The organism is Streptomyces griseobrunneus (assembly GCF_046713465.1).
Classification (GTDB): domain Bacteria; phylum Actinomycetota; class Actinomycetes; order Streptomycetales; family Streptomycetaceae; genus Streptomyces; species Streptomyces microflavus.
Genome location: NZ_CP177080.1, coordinates 5214490 through 5235491 on the forward strand (window position 1 = coordinate 5214490; position 21002 = coordinate 5235491).

Below are 21002 nucleotides of genomic sequence, written 5' to 3' on the forward strand. Positions count from 1 at the left end.
GCGCCATGGAGAGTACCGGCACCGTCGCGGAGCTCGTACGACGTCAATGGGGCGACCACCGTCCCGCCGTGAAGCACGGCCCCACCGTGCTCACTCATCACCAGGTGGTCGAGGGCGCCGCCCGCCGGGCGGCGCTCCTGGCGGATCTGCTGCCGGCAGGCAGCGAACCGCACCTCGGGGTGCTGCTCGACAACACCCCTGAATTTCCGCTGTGGCTCAGCGCGGCGGCCCTGGCCGGGGCCGCCGTCGCTGGCATCAACCCCACCCGGCGCGGGCCCGAGCTGGCCCGCGACATCCTGCACACCGAAGCCCGCGTCCTGATCACCGAGCGCGCCCATCTGCCGCTGCTCGCCGGTCTGGAACTGCCGGGCGTACGGGTGCTGGTCACCGACACCGAGGCGTACGCGGAGCTGCTCGCCCCCTACACGGGCGCCCGGCCCGGCGACGCCGTCGTCGCCCCGGTGAGCCGCGACAGCCGCATGCTCCTCTACTTCACCTCCGGTTCGACCGGCGCCCCCAAGGCCGCGATCTGCACCCAGGGCCGGCTCGCCGCCGCCGGGCAGTCGCTGGCCGGGCACTTCGGGGTGCGCCCGGCGGACGTCCACTACATCTGCATGCCGATGTTCCACGGCAACGCGGTCCTCGCCGACTGGGCCCCCGCCCTCGCCGCCGGAGCGGCCGTCGCCCTGCGCCCGCGCTTCTCCGCCTCCGGCTTCCTCGACGACGTACGCGCCTACGGGGCTACGTACTTCACCTATGTGGGCCGGGCCGTGCAGTACCTGCTGGCCACCCCCGAGCGCCCCGACGACCGGGACCACCCGCTGCGGCTCGGCTTCGGGACCGAGGCGGGCGCGGTGGACGCGGCCCGGTTCCGGGAGCGGTTCGGGGTGGAGCTGGTCGAGGGGTACGGCTCCTCCGAGGGCGGCGCCGCCCTCCAGCGAACCCCCGGCACCCCGCCCGGCGCGATCGGCCGGGCCGCCCCCGCCGACGATCTCGCCGTCGTCGACCCGGAGACCGGCGAGGAGCGCCCGAGCGCCCGGTTCGACGCCGGCGGGCGGCTGCTGAACGGGGACGAGGCGATCGGGGAGCTGGTCAACCGGGGCCGGACCCCCTTCGAGGGGTACTGGCGCAACCCGGAGGCGGACGCGGAGCGGGGCAGGCGCGGCTGGTACTGGACCGGGGACCTCTTCTACCGGGACACCGACGGCTTCCTCTACTTCGCGGGCCGCACCGACGACCGGCTCCGCGTCGACGGCGAGAACCTGGCCGCCGCGATGATCGAGAACATCCTGGCCCGCTGGGACGCGGCGGCCGCCGTCGCCGTCCACGCGGTGCCGGACCCGGTGACCGGAGACCAGGTGATGGCCGCCCTGGCCCCGCGCGAGGGCCACACCTTCGACCCGGCCGCCTTCGCCGCGTTCCTGCGGGCCCAGCCGGACCTGGGGACGAAGATGGCCCCGCGGTTCGTCCGGATCGTGGAGCACATGCCGGTCACCGCGACGAACAAGGTTCACCGGGTGGCGCTGCGCCGGGAGGGGTTCCGCTGCCCGGACCCGGTCTGGTGGGACCCGGCGGGGGAGAGGGAGTACGTACCGCTGGACGGGGAGGGGCTCACCGGCCTGCTCGCCCGGTACGCGGAGCACGGGACGCGCCCGCCGGGTGAGTGAGGAGAAAAGCACTGTGGGCGGCCTCCGCGAAGGAGACCGCCCACAGGCTTTGTCGTGCGCCGTCAGGGACTCGAACCCCGGACCCGCTGATTAAGAGTCAGCTGCTCTAACCAACTGAGCTAACGGCGCCTGCTGACTCGAAAATAATACCTGGTCCCGAGGAGTGCTGATGACACCCGCCTGCCGAGGCCGCCCCTACGCGCTCCGGCGGGAGCTCAGCGCGTCCGGGATCAGCGGGCCGATCCAGGCGGCGAACGGGTCCCACAGCTCGTCCCCGGCGGCCCGGACGATCTCGTCGGGATCCTCGGCGGCGTCAAGGCCCAGCCGGTCCCGCAGCCAGCTCCGGAACGCCGGGTTCGCCGGGCAGGGGTCCCACCCGTCGCCGCCCTCCCCGTCCGCCTCCTCGCGTTCGTCGTGGTAGTCGGTGCCGTCCCACCCGCACATCGGGGCCCACCCGGCGGCGACGACGCGCAGCAGCTCGGGCAGATCGCGGGCGACGACGTGGACCCCGCCCTCGTCGCCCAGGAGGAGGACCGGGAGCGTCGAGAGGTCGGCGCGGTCGTCCCGCAGCCAGATCGCGTACGTGGAGCCGGAGCCGTTCGCCTGCGCGAAGGGCCGGATGCGCTCCGAGAGCTGGGGGTAGCCGCCGTCGTCCTCGCCGAACGGAATCAGCTCGAAGCCGGCGGCGTAGTAGTCGTCGACGCTGCCGTCGAACTCCCTGAGCTGCTCCAGCAGCGGTATCGGTGCGTGCACGGCGGTGACGCTACCGGTCGCCGGGCCCCCGCTACGGGCCCCGCCCCTACAGCGCCAGCGACAGCAGCACCGGAGCGGCGCGCCGGTTCAGGGTGTCCGCCGCCTCGCGGAGCCGGTGGGCCTCCTCGATCGGCAGGGAGAGGGCGAGGCATCCGGCGGTGGCCCCGGCCGTCAGCGGCACCGCCGCGCAGACGGTGCCCACCGCGTACTCCTGGAGGTCGAGCACCGGGACCGTCGCGGGCTGGGCCTCCAGCTTGGAGAGGAGGACCTTCTCGCTGGTGATCGTCCGCGAGGTGAGCCGGGCGATCCTGTGCCGGGAGAGGTGGTCGCGCCGCCCCTCGTGGTCGAGCTGGCCCAGCAGGCACTTGCCGACCGCGCTGGCGTGCGCGGAGGAGCGGAAGTCCACCCACTCGTTGACCGCCGGGGTGAGCGGGCCCTCGGCGACCTGTGTGACGCTGACCTCCCCGTCCACGTACCGGCTGAGGTAGACGGCGGCGCCGACCGAGTCGCGCAGCTGGTCCAGTGCGTGCTGGAGCCGGCCCTCCAGGGCCTGGCGGCGGGCCGCCCCGGAGCCGAGCAGCAGCAGGGACGCCCCTATGACGTACGCGCCGTCGCTGACCTGCTTGACGTACCCCTCGCGGCGCAGCGTCAGGAGCAGGGAGGCGAGATGGCCGGTCGGCAGGCCCGTCTCACGGGAGATCTGGGCATCGGTCACACCGTCGCCGTGCTGGGAGACCGATTCGAGCACGCGCAGGGCGTACTGCACCGAGTGGAACGGTGCGGTCGGCTCGGGCTTCAACGCCACGGTGTCCCCCTACAAGGTTGTGACCGCAAGCTTCGGCCCCACGATAGCCGCCGGGCCCCGGTTTCGGGGTGGCAGTTGACGAGTCAGTAGGGGCGCCCCACCCCTGTCAACTGGGGCGCACTCTTCTGGCATATGCCGCAGTCATGGTCGATGCCTCAACTGCGAGGTCACAGCACCGCGTTGAGGAACTCGCGCGTACGTTCGTGCGATGGATCGGAGAAGATTTTCTCCGGGGTCCCGGACTCCACGACCCGGCCCGCGTCGAACATCAGCACCTTCTCCGAGACGTCCCGGGCGAAGTTCATCTCGTGGGTCACGCAGACCATGGTGATGTCGGTGTTCCGGGCGATGTCACCGAGCAGCTCCAGCACCCCGGCCACCAGCTCCGGGTCGAGGGCGGACGTCACCTCGTCCAGGAGCAGGATCTCCGGCTCCATCGCCAGCGCCCGGGCGATCGCCACGCGCTGCTGCTGGCCGCCGGAGAGCTGGGAGGGGTGCGCGTCGACCTTGTCGGAGAGACCGACCAGCTCCAGCAGCTCCCGGGCCCGGACCTCCGCCTCCTCGCGGCCCTTGCCCAGGACGCTGACCGGGGCCTCGGTGATGTTCTGCAGCACCTTCATGTTGGGGAAGAGGTTGAACTGCTGGAAGACCATGCCGATCTTCTTCCGGGACTCCCGCAGCTGCTTCTCGCCCGCGGGCTTCAGGGCCCCGCCCGGGGTGCGGACGTGCGACAGCGGGGAGCCGTTGACCCAGATCACCCCGTCGCTGACCTTCTCCAGCGTCATCAGCAGCCGCAGGATCGTGGTCTTGCCCGAGCCGCTGGGCCCGATCAGGGTGACGTGCTCGCCGCGGTCGACCGTGAAGTCCAGCTGGTCCAGGACGACATGGTCGCCGTAGCGCTTGACGACCTTGTCGAAGCGGACCAGTGGTTCGCCCGTGCTCCCGGCCGCCGGGACGGCGTCCTCGGGGGCACCGGCCGGTCCCGGGTCTGCGGACTCCGTCTTCTGCGGGGGGAGGGGTTCAGTGGCCAAGGCGCTTCTCCAGCTTCCTCATCAACAGCGACGTGGGGTAGCTCGCGACCAGGAAGATCAGGCCGGCGAGGGTGAACACCTCGGTGTACGCGAACTGTTCGGCCCCGTACTTCCGGGCCTCGAAGACCATCTCCTGGACCGTGATCACGGCGAGGAAGGGGGTCTCCTTGAACATCGAGATCGCGTAGTTCCCGAGGGCGGGCAGCACGTTGCGTACCGCCTGCGGCAGGATCACGGCCTGCCAGGTGCGCAGGAGCGGCAGCGACAGCGCGCGGCAGGCCTCCCACTGGCCCTTCGGTACGCCGTCGATCCCGGCCCGGTAGACCTCGGAGGTGTACGCGGCGTAGTGGATGCCCAGCACCGTGATGCCGATGTACAGCGGCTCGACCGTGTTGAACAGGGCGGCCGCGCCGACCAGTTGGACGAGCAGGGGGGTGGAGCGGACGAACTCCGTGACGACCCGCACCGGGACCGTCACGAACCTGCTCGGCGCGCGTCCGGTCACCGCCACGGCCAGCCCCAGCACGGCCGCCACCAGGGTGCCGAGCACGGTGGCGAGCAGGGTGACCTTGAACCCCTCCAGCAGGAGGGGCAGGGACTCCCCGACGGCGTCCCAGTCGAAGCCGTTCATCGGGTACCTCCCACGGCGGTCGTGGACGCGCTGCGGCTCTTGAACAGGCTCTTCGCGCCGGTGTCCAGGCCGAGCCGCCGCTTGGCGCTCCGCTCCAGCAGGTTCATCAGCATCGTCAGCGCGTAGGCCAGGACGAAGTAGGCGGCCAGCAGGGTCAGATAGGCGGTGAGGGTCTCACCGGTGCGGTCGCGCAGCTGCTGGATCACCGTCATCAGGTCGGCGGCCGCGATCAGCCACAGCAGCGGGGTGGCCTTCAGCAGCTGGATCAGCAGATTGGTGAAGCTCGGGATCATCTGCACCCAGGCCTGCGGCAGGATCACCTTCCACAGCCGCCTGGACGGGGACAGGTTGAGCGCGATCGCCGCCTCGTACTGCGCGCGCGGTACGGAGTTGATGGCACCGCGCACCACTTCGGCGCCGTACGCACCGAAGTTGAGGCCGAAGGCGACCACCCCGCAGATCACCGGGGTCAGTTCGTAGCCGGTCAGCAGCGGCATCACGTAGTAGAGCCAGAACAGCTGGATGTAGAGGGAGGTGCCCCGGAAGAACTCCACGACCACCCGGGAGAACCCGCGGGCCAGGAGCAGTCGGCTGCCCGCCGTCAGACCGAGCGCGAAGGCCAGGACCACGGCCAGCAGCGCGCCCAGGACGGTGGCCTCCAGGGTCACCCACAGGCCCGACCGGACCTGGGGGAACTCCTCGGCGAGGAGGGAGAAGAAGTCACTCATGCGTGTGCGCCCGCCCCGTCAGCCCTTGCACAGATCCGCGGTCCTCAGGTCCTCCGGCGGGATCTCCGACTCCCCGAACCCGTACTCCTTCAGCAGCCCCACATAGCGGGAGCGGTCCGAGACGATCTTCTTCAGCTCGCGGTTGAAGGAGTCCCGCAGATCCTCGTTGCCCTTGCGGAAGACCGCGCCGCCCGGCGAGAACTGCGCGTTGCCGTCGATCTGCGGCACGAACGCCTCGGTGACCTCGGTGTCCGGGTTGGTCTTCGCCAGCCAGCGCAGCGAGATGCCGGTGAGCAGGAACGCGTCGATCCGGCCGCCCTTGACGGCGTCGGCCCCGTCCTGCGGCTTCTGCAGCGTCTTGATCCTGTCCTCGGCGATGCCCGCGCCCTTGGCGTACGACCCCTCCACCGCACCCGACATCACCCCGACGGTTATCCCGGCCTCCTTGGCGGAGGCGAGGTCGGTGACCTTCTTCGGGTTGCCCTTCCGCACCATCAGCGCGGTCGGCGAGATGAACTCCGGCTCGGAGAAGATCGCGTTGCCGCAGCGCTCCGGGGTGATGGCCATGCCCGCGCTGACCACGTCGTACTTCCCCGCCTGGAGCCCCGGGATCAGCCCGTCCCACTCGGAGAGCGTCGGCTTCAGCTCCTCCACGCCCAGCGCCTTGAAGATCTCCCGGTGCAGGGTCGGGGCCTCGCCCTTGAGCTCCTTGCCCTCCAGGTAGCCGTACGGCGCCTCGTTGGCGTACGCGACCCGTACGAAGCCCTGCTTACGGAGCTTGTCGAGGGCGCCCTCGCCGGTGGCGGCACCCGAGTCGGTCTTGCTGCAGGCGGTCAGGAGCCCGGGCACGACCAGGAGGCCACCCACGGCCGCCGATCGATTGAGGAAGCCCCGGCGGGAAAGGTGAGGAAAGTCAGCCATGGTTCGCGGTCTCCTGGAGGTCGAACAGTCCGGACAGGGTGAGCGCCTGCCCGATCCCGTACGTCTATGCAGGAACCCGGTCCATGTAATCGAACGGTGGCCGGAGGGTGACCTCCCCGTGGCCTGATGCGGGCGGAGGGTGACGGGACCGCTGCGGTGAGCGGCCCCCGGCGGCCTCTGTCCCTTATGTGCCGTCCGGGCCCTCGGAGTTGTCGGTGGACGGGACGTAACCCCGTTCCTTGTCCACCACGTTGGGCAACGGGCGGCCCTCCGCCCATAGTTCGTACATCGCCACGAACTGCTCGCCCAGCCGGTCCCGCCAGCCGGCCGTGTCCCCGCTCAGATGCGGCGAGACCAGCAGCCCCGGCACGTCCCACAACGGGCTCTCCTCGCCCAGCGGTTCCTCCCGGAACACATCCAGCGCCGCCCCCGCCAGCCACCGGCGGTTCAGCGCCTCCACCAGGTCCGCCTCCACCACACTCGCCCCGCGCCCCACGTTGATGAACCGGGCCGAGGGCTGGAGCACCCCGAAGAAGCGGGTGTCGAACATCCCGTACGTCGACGGGGTCAGCGGCACCGCGGAGATCACCCAGTCCGCCCGCGCCGCCAGCGGGCCCAGATCCCCGATGCCATGGATGGTGCGCCGGGCGGTCCGGCCCACCAGCGCCACCTGGACGCCCAGGCCGTGCAGCAGCCGGGTGATCTCCCGCCCGATGGGGCCCGCGCCGACGACCACCGCCCGCGAACCGGCCACCTGCCGCCCCTCCCGGTGGTGCCAGCGGTGCTCCCGCTGGAGGGCCAGGGTGGTGGGCAGGTCCTTGGCGAAGGCCAGCACCAGACCCGCCACGTACTCCGCGACCGGCCGCTCGAAGATGCCCCGCGCATTGGTCAGGACGGTGTCGGAGGCGGCCAGCTCCGGGCAGAGCAGCCGGTCCACCCCCGCGCTCGCCGCGTGCACCCAGCGCGGCCGCGGCCCGTCCCCGGGCCAGGCCTCGCGCACCGCGTCGGAGGTGAAGTCCCACACCAGCAGCACATCGGCGTCCGGCAGCCGGGCGGCGAGCTCCGCCGCACCGGTCCGCACGACCCGGGCCCGGCCGGTCAGCCGGCCGAGGCGAGGGGGCGGATCGGTGTCGAGGACGAGAACGACGGGTTCCGGCATCGGTGGCTCATCACTCCGCAACGTCGCAGGTCGCCCCAGGTGCAGGCTTGATCATGACCTCTGCGCGGACCACGCTCGCAGCAGCTTCCCTCCGCGTCAACAGGGCCCGCGGCGCGCCCCGCCCACCCGCCGTCGCCGCCCCATCGGGGGAATACTTGACAGGGACAGGGGCACCAGTGGCTTCCGTGCCGACGCCGACGGAAGGGTGAACATGACGACCGTAGGACTTCTCTATCCGGGTCACGCCGCCGAGGACGACTTCCCCCGGCTGGAGATCACGCTCGACACGGACATCAGGCTGCCGCTGTTCCACACCGAGACCGGCGAGGACACCTATCAGCCGGGCGTGCTGCTGGAGACCGGTGCGCCGGACCGGCTCGCCGAGGGCGTCGAGGAGCTGCGCCTCGCGGGCGCCGAGGCACTCGTCTGGGCGAGCCCCGCAGGCAGCTTCGTCTACGGCTGGGCGGGCGCCCACAACCAGATCGCCACCCTCGCCCGGAGCGCGGGCCTGCCCGCCTCCAGCACCGCCTTCGGCTTCGTCCACGCGGCACGGGAGCTGGGCGCCGGCCGGGTCGCGATCGCCGCCGCCTGGCCCGAGGACGTCACGACGTTCTTCACGCAGTTCCTGGTGGCGGGCGGTGAGGAGGTGGTGTCCTCCCGGAGCGCCGGTGTCACCACGGCCGCCGAGCTCGCCACGTGGGAGGTGGACCGGGTCAAGGAGCTCGCACTCGCCGCGGACCACCCGGACGCCGAGGTGCTGCTGCTCCCGGACGCCGCCCTGCACACCGCCGCGTTCATCCCCGAACTGGAGGAGGCGCTCGGCAAGCCGGTCCTCACGGCAAGCCAGGTGACGGTCTGGGAGGGCCTGCGGCTGACCGACCGCCGGATCTGGGCCCCGACCCTCGGCACCCTCTTCGCCGCCCGCCGGCCGGCACCGGGAGCGGTGGAGCCCAAGGGCATCGAGGTACGCGAGTAGCGCCGCCCGGCGCCTGACAGCCCCCGCCGCGAGCGGGCCGCCCGGCCCCCTGACGCCCCCTTCCCGGCCCCTGGCAGCCCCGCCCGGAATAACCGGAGCCATCCTCCTGTTGTACGCCTCCGATACGCGTACGTACGACGAGCAGCACCGGGAGAGGGCCGACACGTGGACGAGATCCGAGGCGACGAGACGGGCGGCGACGGAATCCGAGGTACGGCGGCCGGCAGCGCCCCCGTACCGCTCTCCGTCCTCGACCTGGTGACCGTGGGACAGGGCCGCACCGCGACCCAGGCCCTGCGCACCGGCGTGGAGATCGCGAAGCTCGCCGAGAGCCGCGGCTTCGGCCGCTACTGGGTCGCCGAGCACCACTCCATGCCCGGGGTCGCCTCGTCCTCCCCGGCCGTGATCCTCGCGCACATCGCCGCCCACACCGAGCGCATCCGCCTCGGCTCCGGCGGCGTCATGCTGCCCAACCACGCCCCGCTGGTGATCGCCGAGCAGTTCGGCACCCTGGAGGCGATGGCCCCCGGCCGCGTCGATCTGGGCCTCGGCCGCGCCCCCGGCACCGACGGCGCGACGGCGGCCGCCCTGCGCCGCAGCGACCGGCTCAACGAGGGCGCCGATGATTTCCCGCAACAGCTCAGTGAGCTGATCCGGTTCCTGGACGACGACTTCCCCGACGGGCACCCGTACGCCCGGATCCACGCCGTACCGGGCCCGGTCCAGGCGACCGCACCCGGCGGGGTGCAGTCCGCGCACCGGCCGCCCGTCTGGCTGCTCGGTTCCTCCGGCTTCAGCGCCCGGCTGGCGGGGACGCTCGGCCTGCCGTTCGCCTTCGCCCACCACTTCTCGGCGCAGAACACGATCCCGGCGCTCGACCTGTACCGCAGCTCCTTCCGGCCCTCCGCCGTGCTGGACGCCCCGTACGCCCTGATCGGCGTCTCCGCGCTGGCCGCCGACGACGAGCGCGAGGCCCGCCGCGAGGTGCTGACCGGCGCCCTGTCGATGGTCCGGCTGCGCACCGGGCGCCCGGGGCTGATCCCGAGCCCGGAGGAGGCGGCGGCGTACGACTTCTCCCCGATGGAGCGGGAGTTCGTCGACGGCTGGCTCGCCAACGTCATCCACGGCACCCCCGACGAGGTCCGCACCGGCCTGGACGACCTGGCCAAGCGCACCGGCGCCGACGAGCTGATGATCACCGCCAACGCGCACGGCGGCGACGCGCGGCTGCGCAGCTACGAGCTGATCGCGGACGCGTACGGGCTGCCGCGCGGCGCCTGAGCCGTACGGGCTGCCGAGAAGCGTCTAGCTCTCGGCGGCCGGCCGGGCCGTGATCAGCGCCGCGATCAGCTCCGGCGCCACGGCCCGGGAGTACAGCCACCCCTGCCCGGTGTCGCAGCCGATCCGGCGCAGCCGCTCCGCCTGCCCGGCCGTCTCCACGCACTCCGCGGTGACGGTCAGGCCCAGGCGGTGCGCCAGCTGCACCATCGCCTCCACGATCGTCTCGTCGGCGGGGCTGGGGTGCGTACCGTCCTCGTACCGGAAGCCCTTCACGAACGCCCCGTCCAGCTTCAGCACGGAGACGGGCAGCCGGCTGAGGTAGGCCAGGTTCGAGTACCCGGTCCCGAAGTCGTCGATGGCGATCCGTACGCCCATGTCGCTCAGCGCCTGGAGCGCCCGCAGCGGGCGGCCGCCCGATCCCATCACCGCCGACTCGGTCAGCTCCAGCTGGAGCAGCCCCGGGGCCAGGCCCGTCTCGTTGAGGATCTGCGCCACGTCCGCCACCAGGTCGGAGTCCCAGACCTGGCGTACGGCGACGTTGACGCTGATGAAGAGCGCCGGCTCGTCCGGGTGGTCCAGCTGCCAGCGCCGCGCCTGGCGGCACGCGGTGCGCAGCACCCACCGGCCGAGCTGCACGATGGAGCCGTCCTCCTCGGCGATGGCGACGAAGCGGTTCGGCGACAGCACGCCGAACTGCGGGTGGTTCCAGCGCACCAGCGCCTCCACCCCGCGTACCACCCCGTCCGCCATGCCGACCAGCGGCTGGTACTCCAGCGTGAACTCGCCGCGCTCCACGGCGGGCCGGAGCGTGGAGGAGAGCGCCTGGCGGGTCATGCGGTGGGCGTTGCGCTCGGGGTCGAAGAGGGTCCAGCGGGCCCGGCCGTCGGCCTTCGCCCAGTACAGCGTGGTGTCGGCGGCCTGCATCAGCCCGGTCGGCGAGGTGCCTGCCACCGGTCGCTCCACCACCCCGATCGAGGCGGAGACCGAGAGCCGCTGCCCGGCCAGGTCGAAGGGGTACTGGAGGGCCGCCAGGACCGAGCGGGCCAGCTCGGTCAGGGCCTCCGTACCGCCGGAGTCCTCCACCAGGATCGCGAACTCGTCGCCGCCCAGGCGCGCCACCAGGCGGCTGCCGCCGGGGCTGCGGCTCGCGTCGTTCTCGGCGCAGTCGGTGAGCCGCCCGGCGACGGCGGCCAGCAGCCGGTCGCCGATCCGGTGGCCGAGGGTGTCGTTGACCGCCTTGAAGCCGTCCAGATCGAGGTAGCAGAGCCCGATCCGGCCGTGCCGGGGGAGCATCGAGTCGTCCTGGTACGGCGGGGTCTCCAGGGCCACCGAGAGCCGCTCGAAGAACAGGGTCCGGTTGGGCAGCCGGGTCACCGGGTCGTGCATCTGGAGGTGGCGCAGCCGGTCCTGGAGCTCGCGCCGGTCACTGATGTCCGCCACCGTCAGCAGGACCCGCGCGGGCTCCGCCGCCGAGGTCCCGGTCATCGGTACGACGGTGACCTCGGCCCACAGGGTGCGCCCGTCGGGGTGTTTGAGGCGGCGGGTGCAGCGGAACCGGGAGCGGCGGCCCTGGAGCACCTCGCGGTAGGCGTGCCAGGTGCGGTCGTCGGAGGCCAGGTCGACCAGCTCGCACGCCTGCCGGTCGGCCAGCGCCCCGGGCGTCGTGCCCAGAAGCCCGCCGAGGGCGTCGTTGGCCCGTACGACGTGTCCCCGGCCGTCCACGACGGCCATGGGGAGGGTGGCGGCGTTGAACGCGGCCCGGTGGTCGCGCAGCTCGGTGGCGGCGGTGTCCGCCGCGCTCCGGATCGCTTCCGGGGGGCGTGCCGCAGGTCCTGACGTATGACGCTCCGTGACCGGGGTGTCCACGGCGTCCGGGGATGTGCCCGCCGGGATCCGGGGCCCTTCGGAGGTTCCGCTCACCGCTCGCTCCCGCTGTGAAGGTTGTCGTGAACAGGTGGGGTCGGACAGGGCGCCGGGTGGTGAACCCGTGAAGGGGCCCGATCCACGCGGGAAAGCGTGGTGAAGCATAGAGGGTGGTGCGTCGGGCGTTCCAGCTCGCATCCGGCCATGGCTCGACCGAACGGCCGGTCTGTGACGTTCCGCTTTGCCCGGTACTGATGTTTTATGCGCGGTTCTGTTGTATCGGGCCGCCGGCCTGATCGATGGTGACGTTCCGTGAAGGTCTGGGGTGTGGTGTCGACGGGGTGCCGGCGCTGCGACCCGTGTGGCCCATGTGACCCGTGTGGGGCAGCACAACAGGGCGCATCGCCACGAAACGGCACAAGGTGGACGAGACGTACCGCGTTCCCACCCGGAGGTCGATGTGCAGCGTGAGCCCGGACCCGGGGGAGCAGAGCGGCTGAAGCTGCGCAGTCTTGCGGCCGCCCTGACCTCCCTTCTGGCGCTCGCCGCCACCTCGCTCGTCGCCGGCCCCGCCGCGGCCGCCTCGCGCGATGCGACCCCGTGCGCGCTCCCGAGGACATCGGCGCACCACTCGCTGGGCCTGGACAGCTGGAACGGGGCCTACCCGCAGCCCGGCCGGCGCCTCGACGCGGTCATGATCTTCCTGTCGTTCCCGGACTCCGAGCCCGTGCTCACCCCCGAACTGCTGACCGCCGACCACTTCCCCTCGACCACCCGCTTCTTCGAGCGCGCCAGCTACGGCAGATTCACCCTGCGCCCGCACCCGCAGCGGACCTGGACACAGATGCCGCGCCCCTCCACCTGGTACGGCATAGAGCGCGACTGGGACGCCAGGAAGCGCACCGCCTACCTGCGCGACGCGATCGCCGCCGCCGACGAGGACGTCGACTTCTCGGCGTACGACATCGTCTACCTGGTAGCCGACCCGGACGCCCCGGGCGTCGACTCCGACGCCACCAAGGTCGTCAACTTCGAGCGGCCGCTGCGCGCCGACTCCACCGACATCCGGCGCGTCGTCACCGTCTTCGAACAGCACCCGCCCGACCGCAACGTCCTCGCCCACGAGACCGGACACGTCTTCGACCTGGCCGATCTCTACCACCGGCCCACCGACGGCAAGGGCGACTGGGACACCTACGTCGGCGACTGGGACGTCATGGGCAGCCAGTTCGGCCTGGCCCCGGACCTCTTCGGCTGGCACAAGTGGAAGCTCGGCTGGCTGGAGGGGCCCCAGGTCGTCTGCGTCCAGGGTTCGGCCGACCTCACCCTGGAGCCGGTCGCCGCCGCCCCCGTGCCCGGCGGGTCGATCGGGACCCGGCTCGCCGTCGTGCGCACCGGGGCGGACAGCGTCCTGGCCGTCGAGGCCCGCAGCGCCACCGGCAACGACCGGGGGACCTGTACCGAGGGCATCCTGATCTACCGGATCCGCAGCGGGACGGCCTCCGGCGGCGGCCCGGTCGAAGTGGTGGACACCCACCCGGAGACCGGATCCTGCTGGGACCGCTCGGTCTACCCGCCGCTCGCGGACGCTCCGCTCACCGAGGGCGAGACCTACACCGTGCCGGGCGAGCGCACCCGCGTGGAGGTCGCCGACCGTACGCCCTCCGGCTCCTGGACGGTCCGGATCACGGCCGGAGTCTGAAGCCCTCTTTCCGCACGGAACACGAAGAAGCCCCCCGCTTCCGCGAGGGGCTTCTTCCGTCTGTGCGCCGTCAGGGACTCGAACCCCGGACCCGCTGATTAAGAGTCAGCTGCTCTAACCAACTGAGCTAACGGCGCCTGGTGACGTCGTAGACATTAGCACCCTGATCCGCCCGAGGAAAAATCGAATGTCCGGCCCCCTGGGATGTCCTCGACCGGCTCACCCGCACACACGCCCAGAGCAGCACATCGGGCCCGGGCAGCCAGGGATTACGGGTGTCGGGCGCCACCAGCCAGCGCGGCCCGGAACCATCGGACGGGCAGGTCAGGGGCGGTACGGTGACGGCGTCGCCGGTGCCGTGGCAGAGCAGCGGAGGCACCTCCCCGCGCTGCGTGCGGGACGGCTCCCCAGCGCCGGATCCCCACTCCTCCCAGGCCAGCAGCGAGGGCAGCCGCTGGGCCGTTCCGGGGGCGGCGAAGAGCAGCATCCGGCCCCGGTGCACGGCGACGGGACCGGTGCCGGGGCCCTCGGCCCAGAGCTGCTCCAGCATCCGCCGCCCGAACAGCGCGGGCACGTTGACGACGTCGAACTGCGAGCCGCAGGGAAGCACCCCGGGCGCGGCCGGGCGCTCCTCCCACTGCGCGAGCGTGGAGCGGGGGTAGGCGGAGGCCCCCGCCAGCCAGGCGGCTCCGGCGGCGGTCACCTGGGCGGCCTGCGCCCCGGTCTGGTCCCGCAGCAGGGCGAAGATGTCGACGGCGTGGGGCGCGGCTCCGCCGGCCTGCCGGGTCGTTTCGTCTTTCAGCCAAGCGCTCATGGAGAAAAGGTCTACCGGGAGTGACGGAGCTGATTCCGAGAGTTGCCGGAAACCGGGACGCGGCGGGAGGGGAGGGAGTATCTTGCCCGCCCGGAATATGCCACGGGACCTGACCCCCGGCCTGAGAGCCCCGCGCCCTCCCCGTACGGCCGGCTGTCAGGTGGTGGAGGAGGCGTCCAGCAGGGACCGCCCGAACTCGATCATCTTCTTCGCGTAGTCCTCGGTCCACTCCGCGCGTTCCGCGACATCCGCCGCCGTCAGCCGGTCGAACCGGCGCGGATCGGCGAGCTGCGCCGCCGCCATCGCCTGGAACTCCACCGACCGGTCCGTCGCCGCACGGAAGGCCTGCGTCAGCTCGGTCGCGCGGGCCAGCAGCTCACGGGGGTCGTCCATGGACTCCAGGTCGAAGAAGTGCTCCGGATCGGCCCCCGCCTCCGACGGCTCGAAGAGCAGGGGCGCGGGGCGCAGCCGCTGCCGTTCGTTCCGCTCGGACTGTGTCATGTGCTGTTCCTCCCTCGGACGGCCCGGACGGCCACCCTCCATTGTCCAACCCCGCGCAAGAGGGCCACAGGCCTAGGACATGTCCGGCGGATCTCGGCCCCTGCGGCTTCGCTACGGCTTCCACCGCACCCGGTGCTCGGCGAGGCGGGCCAGCACCGCGTGGTTCGCCTCCCAGCCGTCGGGGAACTTCACCGTGACGCCGAGCTGCACCGGCTCCGTGGAGGGGTGCTCGTCCAGCAGGTCCGCCACCCCCTCCCGGCACACCACGATGCAGGCGTGCCGGTGGCGCGAGGCCAGCACGCACAGGCGGCCCGTCTCCAGGTGGAAGGCGGTCGCGTCGGGGCGGCCCGACAGCGGGTGCAGGACCACCGTGACGTCGAACTCGCGGCCCTGGAGGCGGTTCGCCGTGTCCACCGCGACCCCCGTGACGCCCAGCTCCGCGAGGGCCGCCCGCACCGCCGCCGCCTGGTCGCGGTGGGCCGTGCCGACCGCCACCCGGTCCGCCGTCACCGGCACCGGGTCCTCCGCCCGCTCACTGGTGGCGACGCCGCCCCGGTCCAGCAGCCGCCGGACCACCAGCGCCACCGCCCGCACCGCCTCGGGGTCCGTACGCGGGGTGTGCCGGGCCGGCAGCTCAAGCAGCCCCCACCCGGCCTCCGCCGCCTCGTCCAGCACCCGGTCTGGGCCCGAGCCGTCGGAGGCCACCCCGAAGGAGAGCTTCCGGTCCCCGTGGCCCGTACCGCTGCGGAACGGTGTGTACGGGTAGAACGCGTCCGACACCAGCGGGGCGGCCGACGCCGGCAGCCGCCAGGAGACCGGCAGCCGGTGCTGCGGCAGCTCCGGGTTGTGCGCGAGCAGCGTGGAGACCGCGCTCGCGGAGGGGTCGTAGCTCAGCCCCGCCCACTGGTCCGCGCCGACGATCGAGAACGGGTCCAGCTGCCCCGGGTCCCCGACGAACAGCGCCCGCTCGAACAGCCCGGCCACGGCCAGCAGCGCGTCGGAGCGCATCTGGTACGCCTCGTCGACGATCGCGTGCCCCCACGGCTCCACGTTCTTCACGTGCGCCCACTTGGCGGCCGTCGAGATCACCACGTCGAGCCCGGCCAGATCCGCCGCCTTCGCCGATTTCCGTACGTTGTCGAGCCCGTCCAGGACCTTGTCGTACGGGTCGGAGTCGCTGCTGTGGAGCCGGCCCACCGGCAGCTCCGGGTCCTTCTCGGCGAGCCGCACCACCAGGTCGTCGACCTGCGCGTTGGTCTGGGCGATCACCATCAGCGGGTGCCCGGCGGCGGCCAGCTCCAGCGCCGCCCGGACCACCAGGGTCGACTTCCCGGCACCGGGCGGGGAGTCCACGACGATGCCCCGGGCGCTGCCGCGCAGGGTGTCGTCGAGGATCGCCCCGGTCGCCCGCGCGGCCTCAGCACCGGGGTCGAAGACGGTCCTCACAGCAGGCCCTCCCGGGTGGCGGTCCTCACAGCGGTCCCTCCGTGGTGACGGGGGTCGAGGTCACAGCAGGTCCTCCGGGGTCACGGGGTCGGGGTGCTCCGCGCGGGTGGTGGCGTCCGCGCCCGGCGGGCCGCCGTGGGTCCACGGGGTCTCCTCCGGGTCCGGCAGCTTCGGCCCGCCGCGCTGGTCGTGCTCGAACAGGGTCCAGGTGATCCGCTCCCCGGGCTCCGGCAGCGAACCCGGCGCCGGCTCCTTGCCCCGGCCCATCCGGTCCATGATCCGCAGCACCAGGACCACGGCACCGCCGCCGGAGCCGTCCGCGCCGGAGCCGTCGCCGGTGGAGCCGCCGTCGCCGGAGCCCTCATCGCCCGGGTCCCCGGAGGCGTACCGCACGAACTCCGCCGTCTGCGGCTTGCCGTCCAGCGAGCGGTACACCTTGGTCCGCTCGCCCAGGTGCGGCCGCTCGTCCGTGCGGAGGGTGACCAGCGGGCGCGGGGACGGACGCTTGGACTCCGTGTACGCCATCTCGACCTCGGTCACATCCGCCAGGAACGCCTCGCCCGCCAGCCGCCGCCCCGCCAGCACCAGCGGATCGTCCAGCGCCTCCTGAGCCTCCAGCTGGGCCTGCGCGGTCTCCCGGGAGGCCAGCTTCTGTGCCGCCGTCACCGCGTCGTCCCGGCGGGGCTGCGGCGGCTCACCCGAGCTCACCCGGTCCCGGTGGGCGGTGAACGACCAGCGGTCCCGGGTCCAGCGGTCCTCGGCCCGGGACCCCTCGGGCAGCTCCCGCAGCAGGTCGAGCCCCTGCCACACCCGGTCCCAGGTCGGCAGCATCACCTGCGCGAGCCGCGACCGGATCTCCCGCTCGGCCTTGCTCAGCTCGCCGAGCCGCTCGTCCGCCGTCAGCCCGTCCTCGGCCGCCGCGAACGCCGTACGCGCCCGGTCGTACCGCTCGATCGCGGGGGCGAGGAGCCGGTTGTCGAAGGCCGGGTCGGTGGCGGGCCCGGCGGGCGGGCAGAGGAGCTGCCCGTCCCGGTCGCGGGCCAGCTCCGCCCGGAGGGCCTCCTCGGCGCCGGACGCGCCCTGCGGCGGGTCGATCCAGGCGAGCAGCGCCCCCAGGTGCTGGTCCTCCAGGCTGCTCTGACCGGTCGCCCAGTGCCGGTTCAGCAGGTCCGTGGCGGCGAGCAGCAGCGAGGAGCCCGGCACCCGCGCCCGCTCCCCGTAATGCGTGAGCCAGCGGCCGAGCAGCGGGACGCGCACCGGGGCCGGGTACGGCGTCTCCGGGTCGTCCTCGGCGGTCCGGCGGAACCGCATGGAGCGGCCGAGCAGCCGGACGAACTCGATGCCGGCCCGGCTCGGCACGATCAGCTGCGGCGCGTCCGTGCACAGCTCGACCTCGACCTTGGTCTTCTTGCCGGTCGCCGGGTCGGTCTCGTTGCGCTCGGCGGGCTCGACCACGTCCGCGTACGCCTCTATGTGCGGCAGCACCGCCTCCGCCAGCTCGGCCAGGAACGCGAACCGCAGGTCACGGTCGCGCGGCTGGGCGACCGCCAGCAGCCGGGGCGCCTCACGGTCGGTGCCGACCAGCGCCCCGAGCGGGGCCCCGGCCTCACCGGCGGTGGTGAGCGGCACGATCACCAGCGGCCGGTCGGTGAGATGACGGTGGCGGACGGTCGCCAGCGGCTGGGCGCGGCCCGCTTCGACGGCCTCCAGCCGGGCGAGGGTGGTGATCAGCGACATGCGGCCGCACCCTCCGGAGCCTCGGCGCGCACGGCGGCGGCGCTCTCCAGCGCTTCGGCACGCAGAACGGCAGCACTTTCCAGCGCCTCGGCCCGCAGCGCGGCGGCCCGGCGCAACGCGGCCACGGTCGGGTCGGCGGGGTCGCCCTCCTTGCCCGCGGCGGCGGCCAGCACCCCGGCGACCGTGGTCAGCCCGCCCAGCTCACCGCGCACGCTCCGGCCGAGCGACTCCACGGCCCCTTCGGCCCGGGACCGCGAACGGCAGTGGAAGGCCAGCTCGCAGGCGGCCAGGCACTCGGGGGCGTAGGCGGCGGCGACCGAGGAGACGGCGGACTCCAGCTCCTGCGGCGCGCACGCCGGGTCGAAGGTCGTCCCCTCCGGAAGGGCCTGTGCGATGTCCTCGACGCGGGTCAGCCGGGTCAGCTGGCGGCGGGTGACCGCGCGCTGCTTGCGTACGTCGACGACGGAGGCGGTCGGCAGGTTGGAGAAGTCCTTCGGGCAGACCAGCAGCACCTGGTGGCCGACCTCGGCCCCCTCGGTCACCGCCGCGACCCGCTCCAGCGCCAGCACGTAGACCGCGGCCTGACGGGCGGCGGCCCCGACCTTCGCGGCGTCGGCGGAGGCGTCGATCATCGGGAACGACTTGATCTCGACCACGGTCCAGCGGCCGTCGGGGTGGACCACCACCGCGTCCGGCTCCAGATAGGCGGGGGAGCCCGCCACCTCCAGGGCCAGCATCGGGTGGTCCAGCAGCGCCCAGCCGCCCGCCGCCGTCGCCTCGCGCAGGGCGAGCGCGGTCCGCGCGGCCCGGCCCTCGGGACCGGCGGCGCTCAGGTCGGGCGTGGCGGCGTGCTGGTCCGGGGCGGGGGCGCCGCCGCCGAGCCGCTCGTACAGCAGCCGCAGCAGCTCCGCTCCGCCGTCGGCCTTGACCTTGGCCTCGAACGCGTTCCCCCGCATGAAGGCGAACTGGGACTGGCCGAAGGGGGCGGGGGAGCCGAGGGCGGTGGCGAGCACTCCCTTGTCGACCCCGGCGCCGTCCAGCAGGGCGCGGCGCTTGCAACCGGGGTTGGCGGCCAGCGCGGCCAGCGCGCGGGCGTCGAGCGGGTGCGGTGCGACGGTGGGGCCGCGCAGCTCAGCGAGCCGCTGCCGGAGCGTCGTCGTTGGCCGCTGCGCCCGCGGTACGTCCGTCGGCTGCCGCGTCGGGGGAATCTGCGGAGGAGGTCCGCTGGCCGGGGATTCGCTCACCCGCGGAAGTCTTGCATCCGGCACTGACAATCGGGGACCTCACCGGCTCGGAGGCCGCGGACACGGGGGAGAAGGCGGCCCGCAGACGGTCCTTGACCCGGTCGGCCAGCCGCATGACCGGCCTGGTCAGCAGGGCTCCGAGCGCCATCACGGCGCCGCCCGCGACCGCGTCCAGGAAATAGTGGTTGGCGGTGCCCATCACGACGATCGTGGTGATCAGCGGGTAGGCGATGCCCGCTCCCCGCAGCAGGGGGTGCCTGGCGTGGCGCCAGAGCAGGACGCCGCACCACAGGGACCAGCCGACGTGCAGGCTCGGCATGGCCGCGTACTGGTTGGTCATCCCGCTCAGACCGCGCGGGGCGCTCGCACCGGCGCCCCACCAGCCGTACGCGCTGTACTGCGCCATCGTGTCGACGAAGCCGTGGCTCGCGTCCAGCAGCCGGGGCGGGCAGGTCGGTATCAGCGTGAAGCCGACCAGACCGAGCAGGGTCGAGTTCATCAGCCAGACACGGGCCGCCCGGTACGCGGCCGACCTGCGCCGGAACATCCAGACCAGGATCGCCGGGGTGACCAGGTAGTGCAGGGAGGCGTACGCGAAGTCGGCGGTTATGCCCAGGGAGGGGGTGCTGGTGAAAAGACGATTCAGCGGGTGCTCGGCGTTGAGATACAGCGCCTGCTCGAACCGGAGGATCGCCAGACCGTTGCCGACGGCCGTCGACACGTCCCCGCGCACCAGGAGGCGGCCCATCGAGTAGAGGCCGTACACCACCGCGATCAGTGGGAGTTCCGTCCACCAGCGGGGCCGATGACCGGTCGCGGGCGGCGCGGTGGCGTGCGGCATCCGGTAGCTCTCCCCATGTTCATGCGGCCGACGACGGGCGTTCAACCGTACGGCGGCGGTCGGCCGCCGGCTCCCCCGGGGGTCCCCGAGCGGACGCCCCCACTCAGCCTGCCCCGTCATGGCTCCGGCACCGCGGCGGGTGGCTGCGCAGGGAGGGACGCCCGGACCGCCCCGGAGGTTGCCTTCAGGGGCGGTGCGGGATGATGGAAGGCCCAGTACCACCGTTCCAGGGAGAGCCTTCATGGCACCGCGCATCCTGCTTGCCCGGCATGGTCAGACCCAGTGGTCGGTCCAGGGCAACCACACCGGCAGGACGGACATCCCGCTCCTGGACACCGGCCGCGCGGGCGCGAAACTCCTCGGCGAACGGCTGCACCGGGCGCCCTGGGGCGGGCTGCCCGGGGTCGAGGTCCGCACCAGTCCGCTCGTCCGGGCCGCCGAGACCTGCCAGATCGCGGGGTTCGGGGAGCGGGCCGAGCGGTGGGACGCGCTGATGGAGTGGGACTACGGGGCGTACGAGGGGCTGACGCCGGCGCAGATCAAGGCGGACCGGCCGGACTGGCTGATCTGGCGCGACGGGGTGCCCGAGGGCGAATCCGTCGCGGAGGTCACCGCCCGTGCGGACGAGGTGGTCGGCTGGGCGCGCTCCGCCGACCGCGACGTGCTGGTCTTCGCCCACGGCCACATCCTGCGCGCCCTCGCCGCGCGCTGGCTGGGCGAGGACCTGTCCTTCGGCGCCCGCATCCGCCTGGAACCGACGTCGCTGTCGGTGCTGGGCTGGGCGTACGGTGCGCCGGCGATGGAACGCTGGAACGACACGGGCCACCTGGAACTCCCCAGCCCGTCCGGCGCCCACCCCAGCCCGTCCGGCGTTTGAGGACGGAACCGGTAAGCCCGTTCCT

Annotated in this window: 19 protein-coding genes and 2 tRNA genes; 5 read left to right on the forward strand and 16 right to left on the reverse strand. The window is 73.0% G+C overall.

All coding sequences use genetic code 11. The features are described 5' to 3' along the window. The first annotated feature begins 5 nt into the window (after window positions 1–5). A complete protein-coding gene (locus tag ACK8N7_RS23740; protein WP_403213100.1) occupies window positions 6–1667 on the forward strand; it encodes an AMP-binding protein in 1662 nt (553 codons plus the stop codon). 55 nt (window positions 1668–1722) lie between these two features. Here ACK8N7_RS23740 and ACK8N7_RS23745 read toward each other — a convergent pair. From ACK8N7_RS23745 to ACK8N7_RS23780, 8 genes are all read right to left on the reverse strand, one after another. Next, window positions 1723–1796, reverse strand: a tRNA-Lys gene (locus ACK8N7_RS23745). Between the two features lie 66 nt (window positions 1797–1862). Continuing rightward, window positions 1863–2420 carry a hypothetical protein gene (locus ACK8N7_RS23750; protein ID WP_403213098.1) on the reverse strand — a complete coding sequence of 186 codons (558 nt, stop codon included), beginning with the start codon at window positions 2418–2420 and terminating at the stop codon, window positions 1863–1865. A 46-nt stretch (window positions 2421–2466) separates the two neighbouring features. Continuing rightward, window positions 2467–3225 (reverse strand): IclR family transcriptional regulator, encoded by a 759-nt coding sequence (locus ACK8N7_RS23755; RefSeq protein ID WP_403213096.1) that lies wholly within the window; start codon window positions 3223–3225, stop codon window positions 2467–2469. Window positions 3226–3392: 167 nt separating this feature from the next. Next, window positions 3393–4256, reverse strand: a complete 864-nt coding sequence (gene ehuA, locus ACK8N7_RS23760; protein WP_403213094.1) for an ectoine/hydroxyectoine ABC transporter ATP-binding protein EhuA — start codon at window positions 4254–4256, stop codon at window positions 3393–3395. Then, window positions 4246–4887 carry an ectoine/hydroxyectoine ABC transporter permease subunit EhuD gene (gene ehuD / locus ACK8N7_RS23765; protein ID WP_500444091.1) on the reverse strand — a complete coding sequence of 214 codons (642 nt, stop codon included), beginning with the start codon at window positions 4885–4887 and terminating at the stop codon, window positions 4246–4248. Before ehuD ends, ehuA begins: the two co-directional genes overlap by 11 nt. Then, complete coding sequence (gene ehuC, locus ACK8N7_RS23770; protein ID WP_500444092.1) at window positions 4884–5615, reverse strand: ectoine/hydroxyectoine ABC transporter permease subunit EhuC; 732 nt, start codon at window positions 5613–5615, stop codon at window positions 4884–4886. The genes ehuD and ehuC overlap by 4 nt, the downstream gene beginning before the upstream one ends. An 18-nt stretch (window positions 5616–5633) precedes the next feature. After that, entirely contained in the window at window positions 5634–6536 is a 903-nt protein-coding gene (ehuB, locus tag ACK8N7_RS23775) for an ectoine/hydroxyectoine ABC transporter substrate-binding protein EhuB (RefSeq protein ID WP_403213088.1), read from the reverse strand. Between the two features lie 184 nt (window positions 6537–6720). After that, a complete protein-coding gene (locus ACK8N7_RS23780; protein ID WP_500444093.1) occupies window positions 6721–7695 on the reverse strand; it encodes a D-2-hydroxyacid dehydrogenase in 975 nt (324 codons plus the stop codon). Between the two features lie 211 nt (window positions 7696–7906). On the opposite strand from ACK8N7_RS23780, the gene ACK8N7_RS23785 reads away from it, so the two are divergent. Together ACK8N7_RS23785 and ACK8N7_RS23790 are read left to right on the forward strand one after the other, a co-directional pair. Beyond that, entirely contained in the window at window positions 7907–8671 is a 765-nt protein-coding gene (locus ACK8N7_RS23785; protein ID WP_500444094.1) for a maleate cis-trans isomerase family protein, read from the forward strand. Window positions 8672–8836: 165 nt separating this feature from the next. Next, the gene (locus ACK8N7_RS23790) at window positions 8837–9952 is read left to right on the forward strand and encodes an LLM class flavin-dependent oxidoreductase (RefSeq protein WP_403213082.1); all 1116 of its coding nucleotides are present in this window, start codon (window positions 8837–8839) and stop codon (window positions 9950–9952) included. 24 nt (window positions 9953–9976) lie between these two features. Here ACK8N7_RS23790 and ACK8N7_RS23795 read toward each other — a convergent pair whose 3' ends face one another. Next, complete coding sequence (locus ACK8N7_RS23795; protein ID WP_500444095.1) at window positions 9977–11872, reverse strand: putative bifunctional diguanylate cyclase/phosphodiesterase; 1896 nt, start codon at window positions 11870–11872, stop codon at window positions 9977–9979. Between the two features lie 403 nt (window positions 11873–12275). On the opposite strand from ACK8N7_RS23795, the gene ACK8N7_RS23800 reads away from it, so the two are divergent. Further along, on the forward strand, window positions 12276–13517 hold the full coding sequence (locus ACK8N7_RS23800) for a M6 family metalloprotease domain-containing protein (protein ID WP_403213078.1): 1242 nt from the start codon (window positions 12276–12278) through the stop codon (window positions 13515–13517). Between the two features lie 63 nt (window positions 13518–13580). On the opposite strand, the gene ACK8N7_RS23805 is transcribed toward ACK8N7_RS23800, so the two are convergent. From ACK8N7_RS23805 to ACK8N7_RS23835, 7 genes are all read right to left on the reverse strand, one after another. Beyond that, a tRNA-Lys gene (locus tag ACK8N7_RS23805) sits at window positions 13581–13654 on the reverse strand. Further along, entirely contained in the window at window positions 13645–14331 is a 687-nt protein-coding gene (locus ACK8N7_RS23810; RefSeq protein WP_403213076.1) for a bifunctional DNA primase/polymerase, read from the reverse strand. Before ACK8N7_RS23810 ends, ACK8N7_RS23805 begins: the two co-directional genes overlap by 10 nt. A 156-nt stretch (window positions 14332–14487) precedes the next feature. Beyond that, a complete protein-coding gene (locus tag ACK8N7_RS23815; RefSeq protein WP_403213074.1) occupies window positions 14488–14832 on the reverse strand; it encodes a DUF8844 domain-containing protein in 345 nt (114 codons plus the stop codon). Window positions 14833–14943: 111 nt separating this feature from the next. After that, a complete protein-coding gene (locus tag ACK8N7_RS23820) occupies window positions 14944–16278 on the reverse strand; it encodes an AAA domain-containing protein (RefSeq protein WP_403213072.1) in 1335 nt (444 codons plus the stop codon). Between the two features lie 60 nt (window positions 16279–16338). Beyond that, window positions 16339–18015, reverse strand: coding sequence for a hypothetical protein (locus tag ACK8N7_RS23825; protein WP_403213070.1), 1677 nt, complete (start codon window positions 18013–18015; stop codon window positions 16339–16341). Then, window positions 18006–19259 (reverse strand): hypothetical protein, encoded by a 1254-nt coding sequence (locus ACK8N7_RS23830; protein WP_403213068.1) that lies wholly within the window; start codon window positions 19257–19259, stop codon window positions 18006–18008. Before ACK8N7_RS23830 ends, ACK8N7_RS23825 begins: the two co-directional genes overlap by 10 nt. Continuing rightward, the gene (locus ACK8N7_RS23835) at window positions 19147–20100 is read right to left on the reverse strand and encodes a phosphatase PAP2 family protein (RefSeq protein ID WP_500444096.1); all 954 of its coding nucleotides are present in this window, start codon (window positions 20098–20100) and stop codon (window positions 19147–19149) included. The genes ACK8N7_RS23830 and ACK8N7_RS23835 overlap by 113 nt, the downstream gene beginning before the upstream one ends. A 241-nt stretch (window positions 20101–20341) precedes the next feature. Here ACK8N7_RS23835 and ACK8N7_RS23840 point away from each other — a divergent pair, with 241 nt between their 5' ends. After that, window positions 20342–20977: a histidine phosphatase family protein gene (locus tag ACK8N7_RS23840; RefSeq protein ID WP_403213064.1), complete on the forward strand. Its 636-nt coding sequence runs from the start codon at window positions 20342–20344 to the stop codon at window positions 20975–20977. Window positions 20978–21002 lie beyond the last annotated feature (25 nt).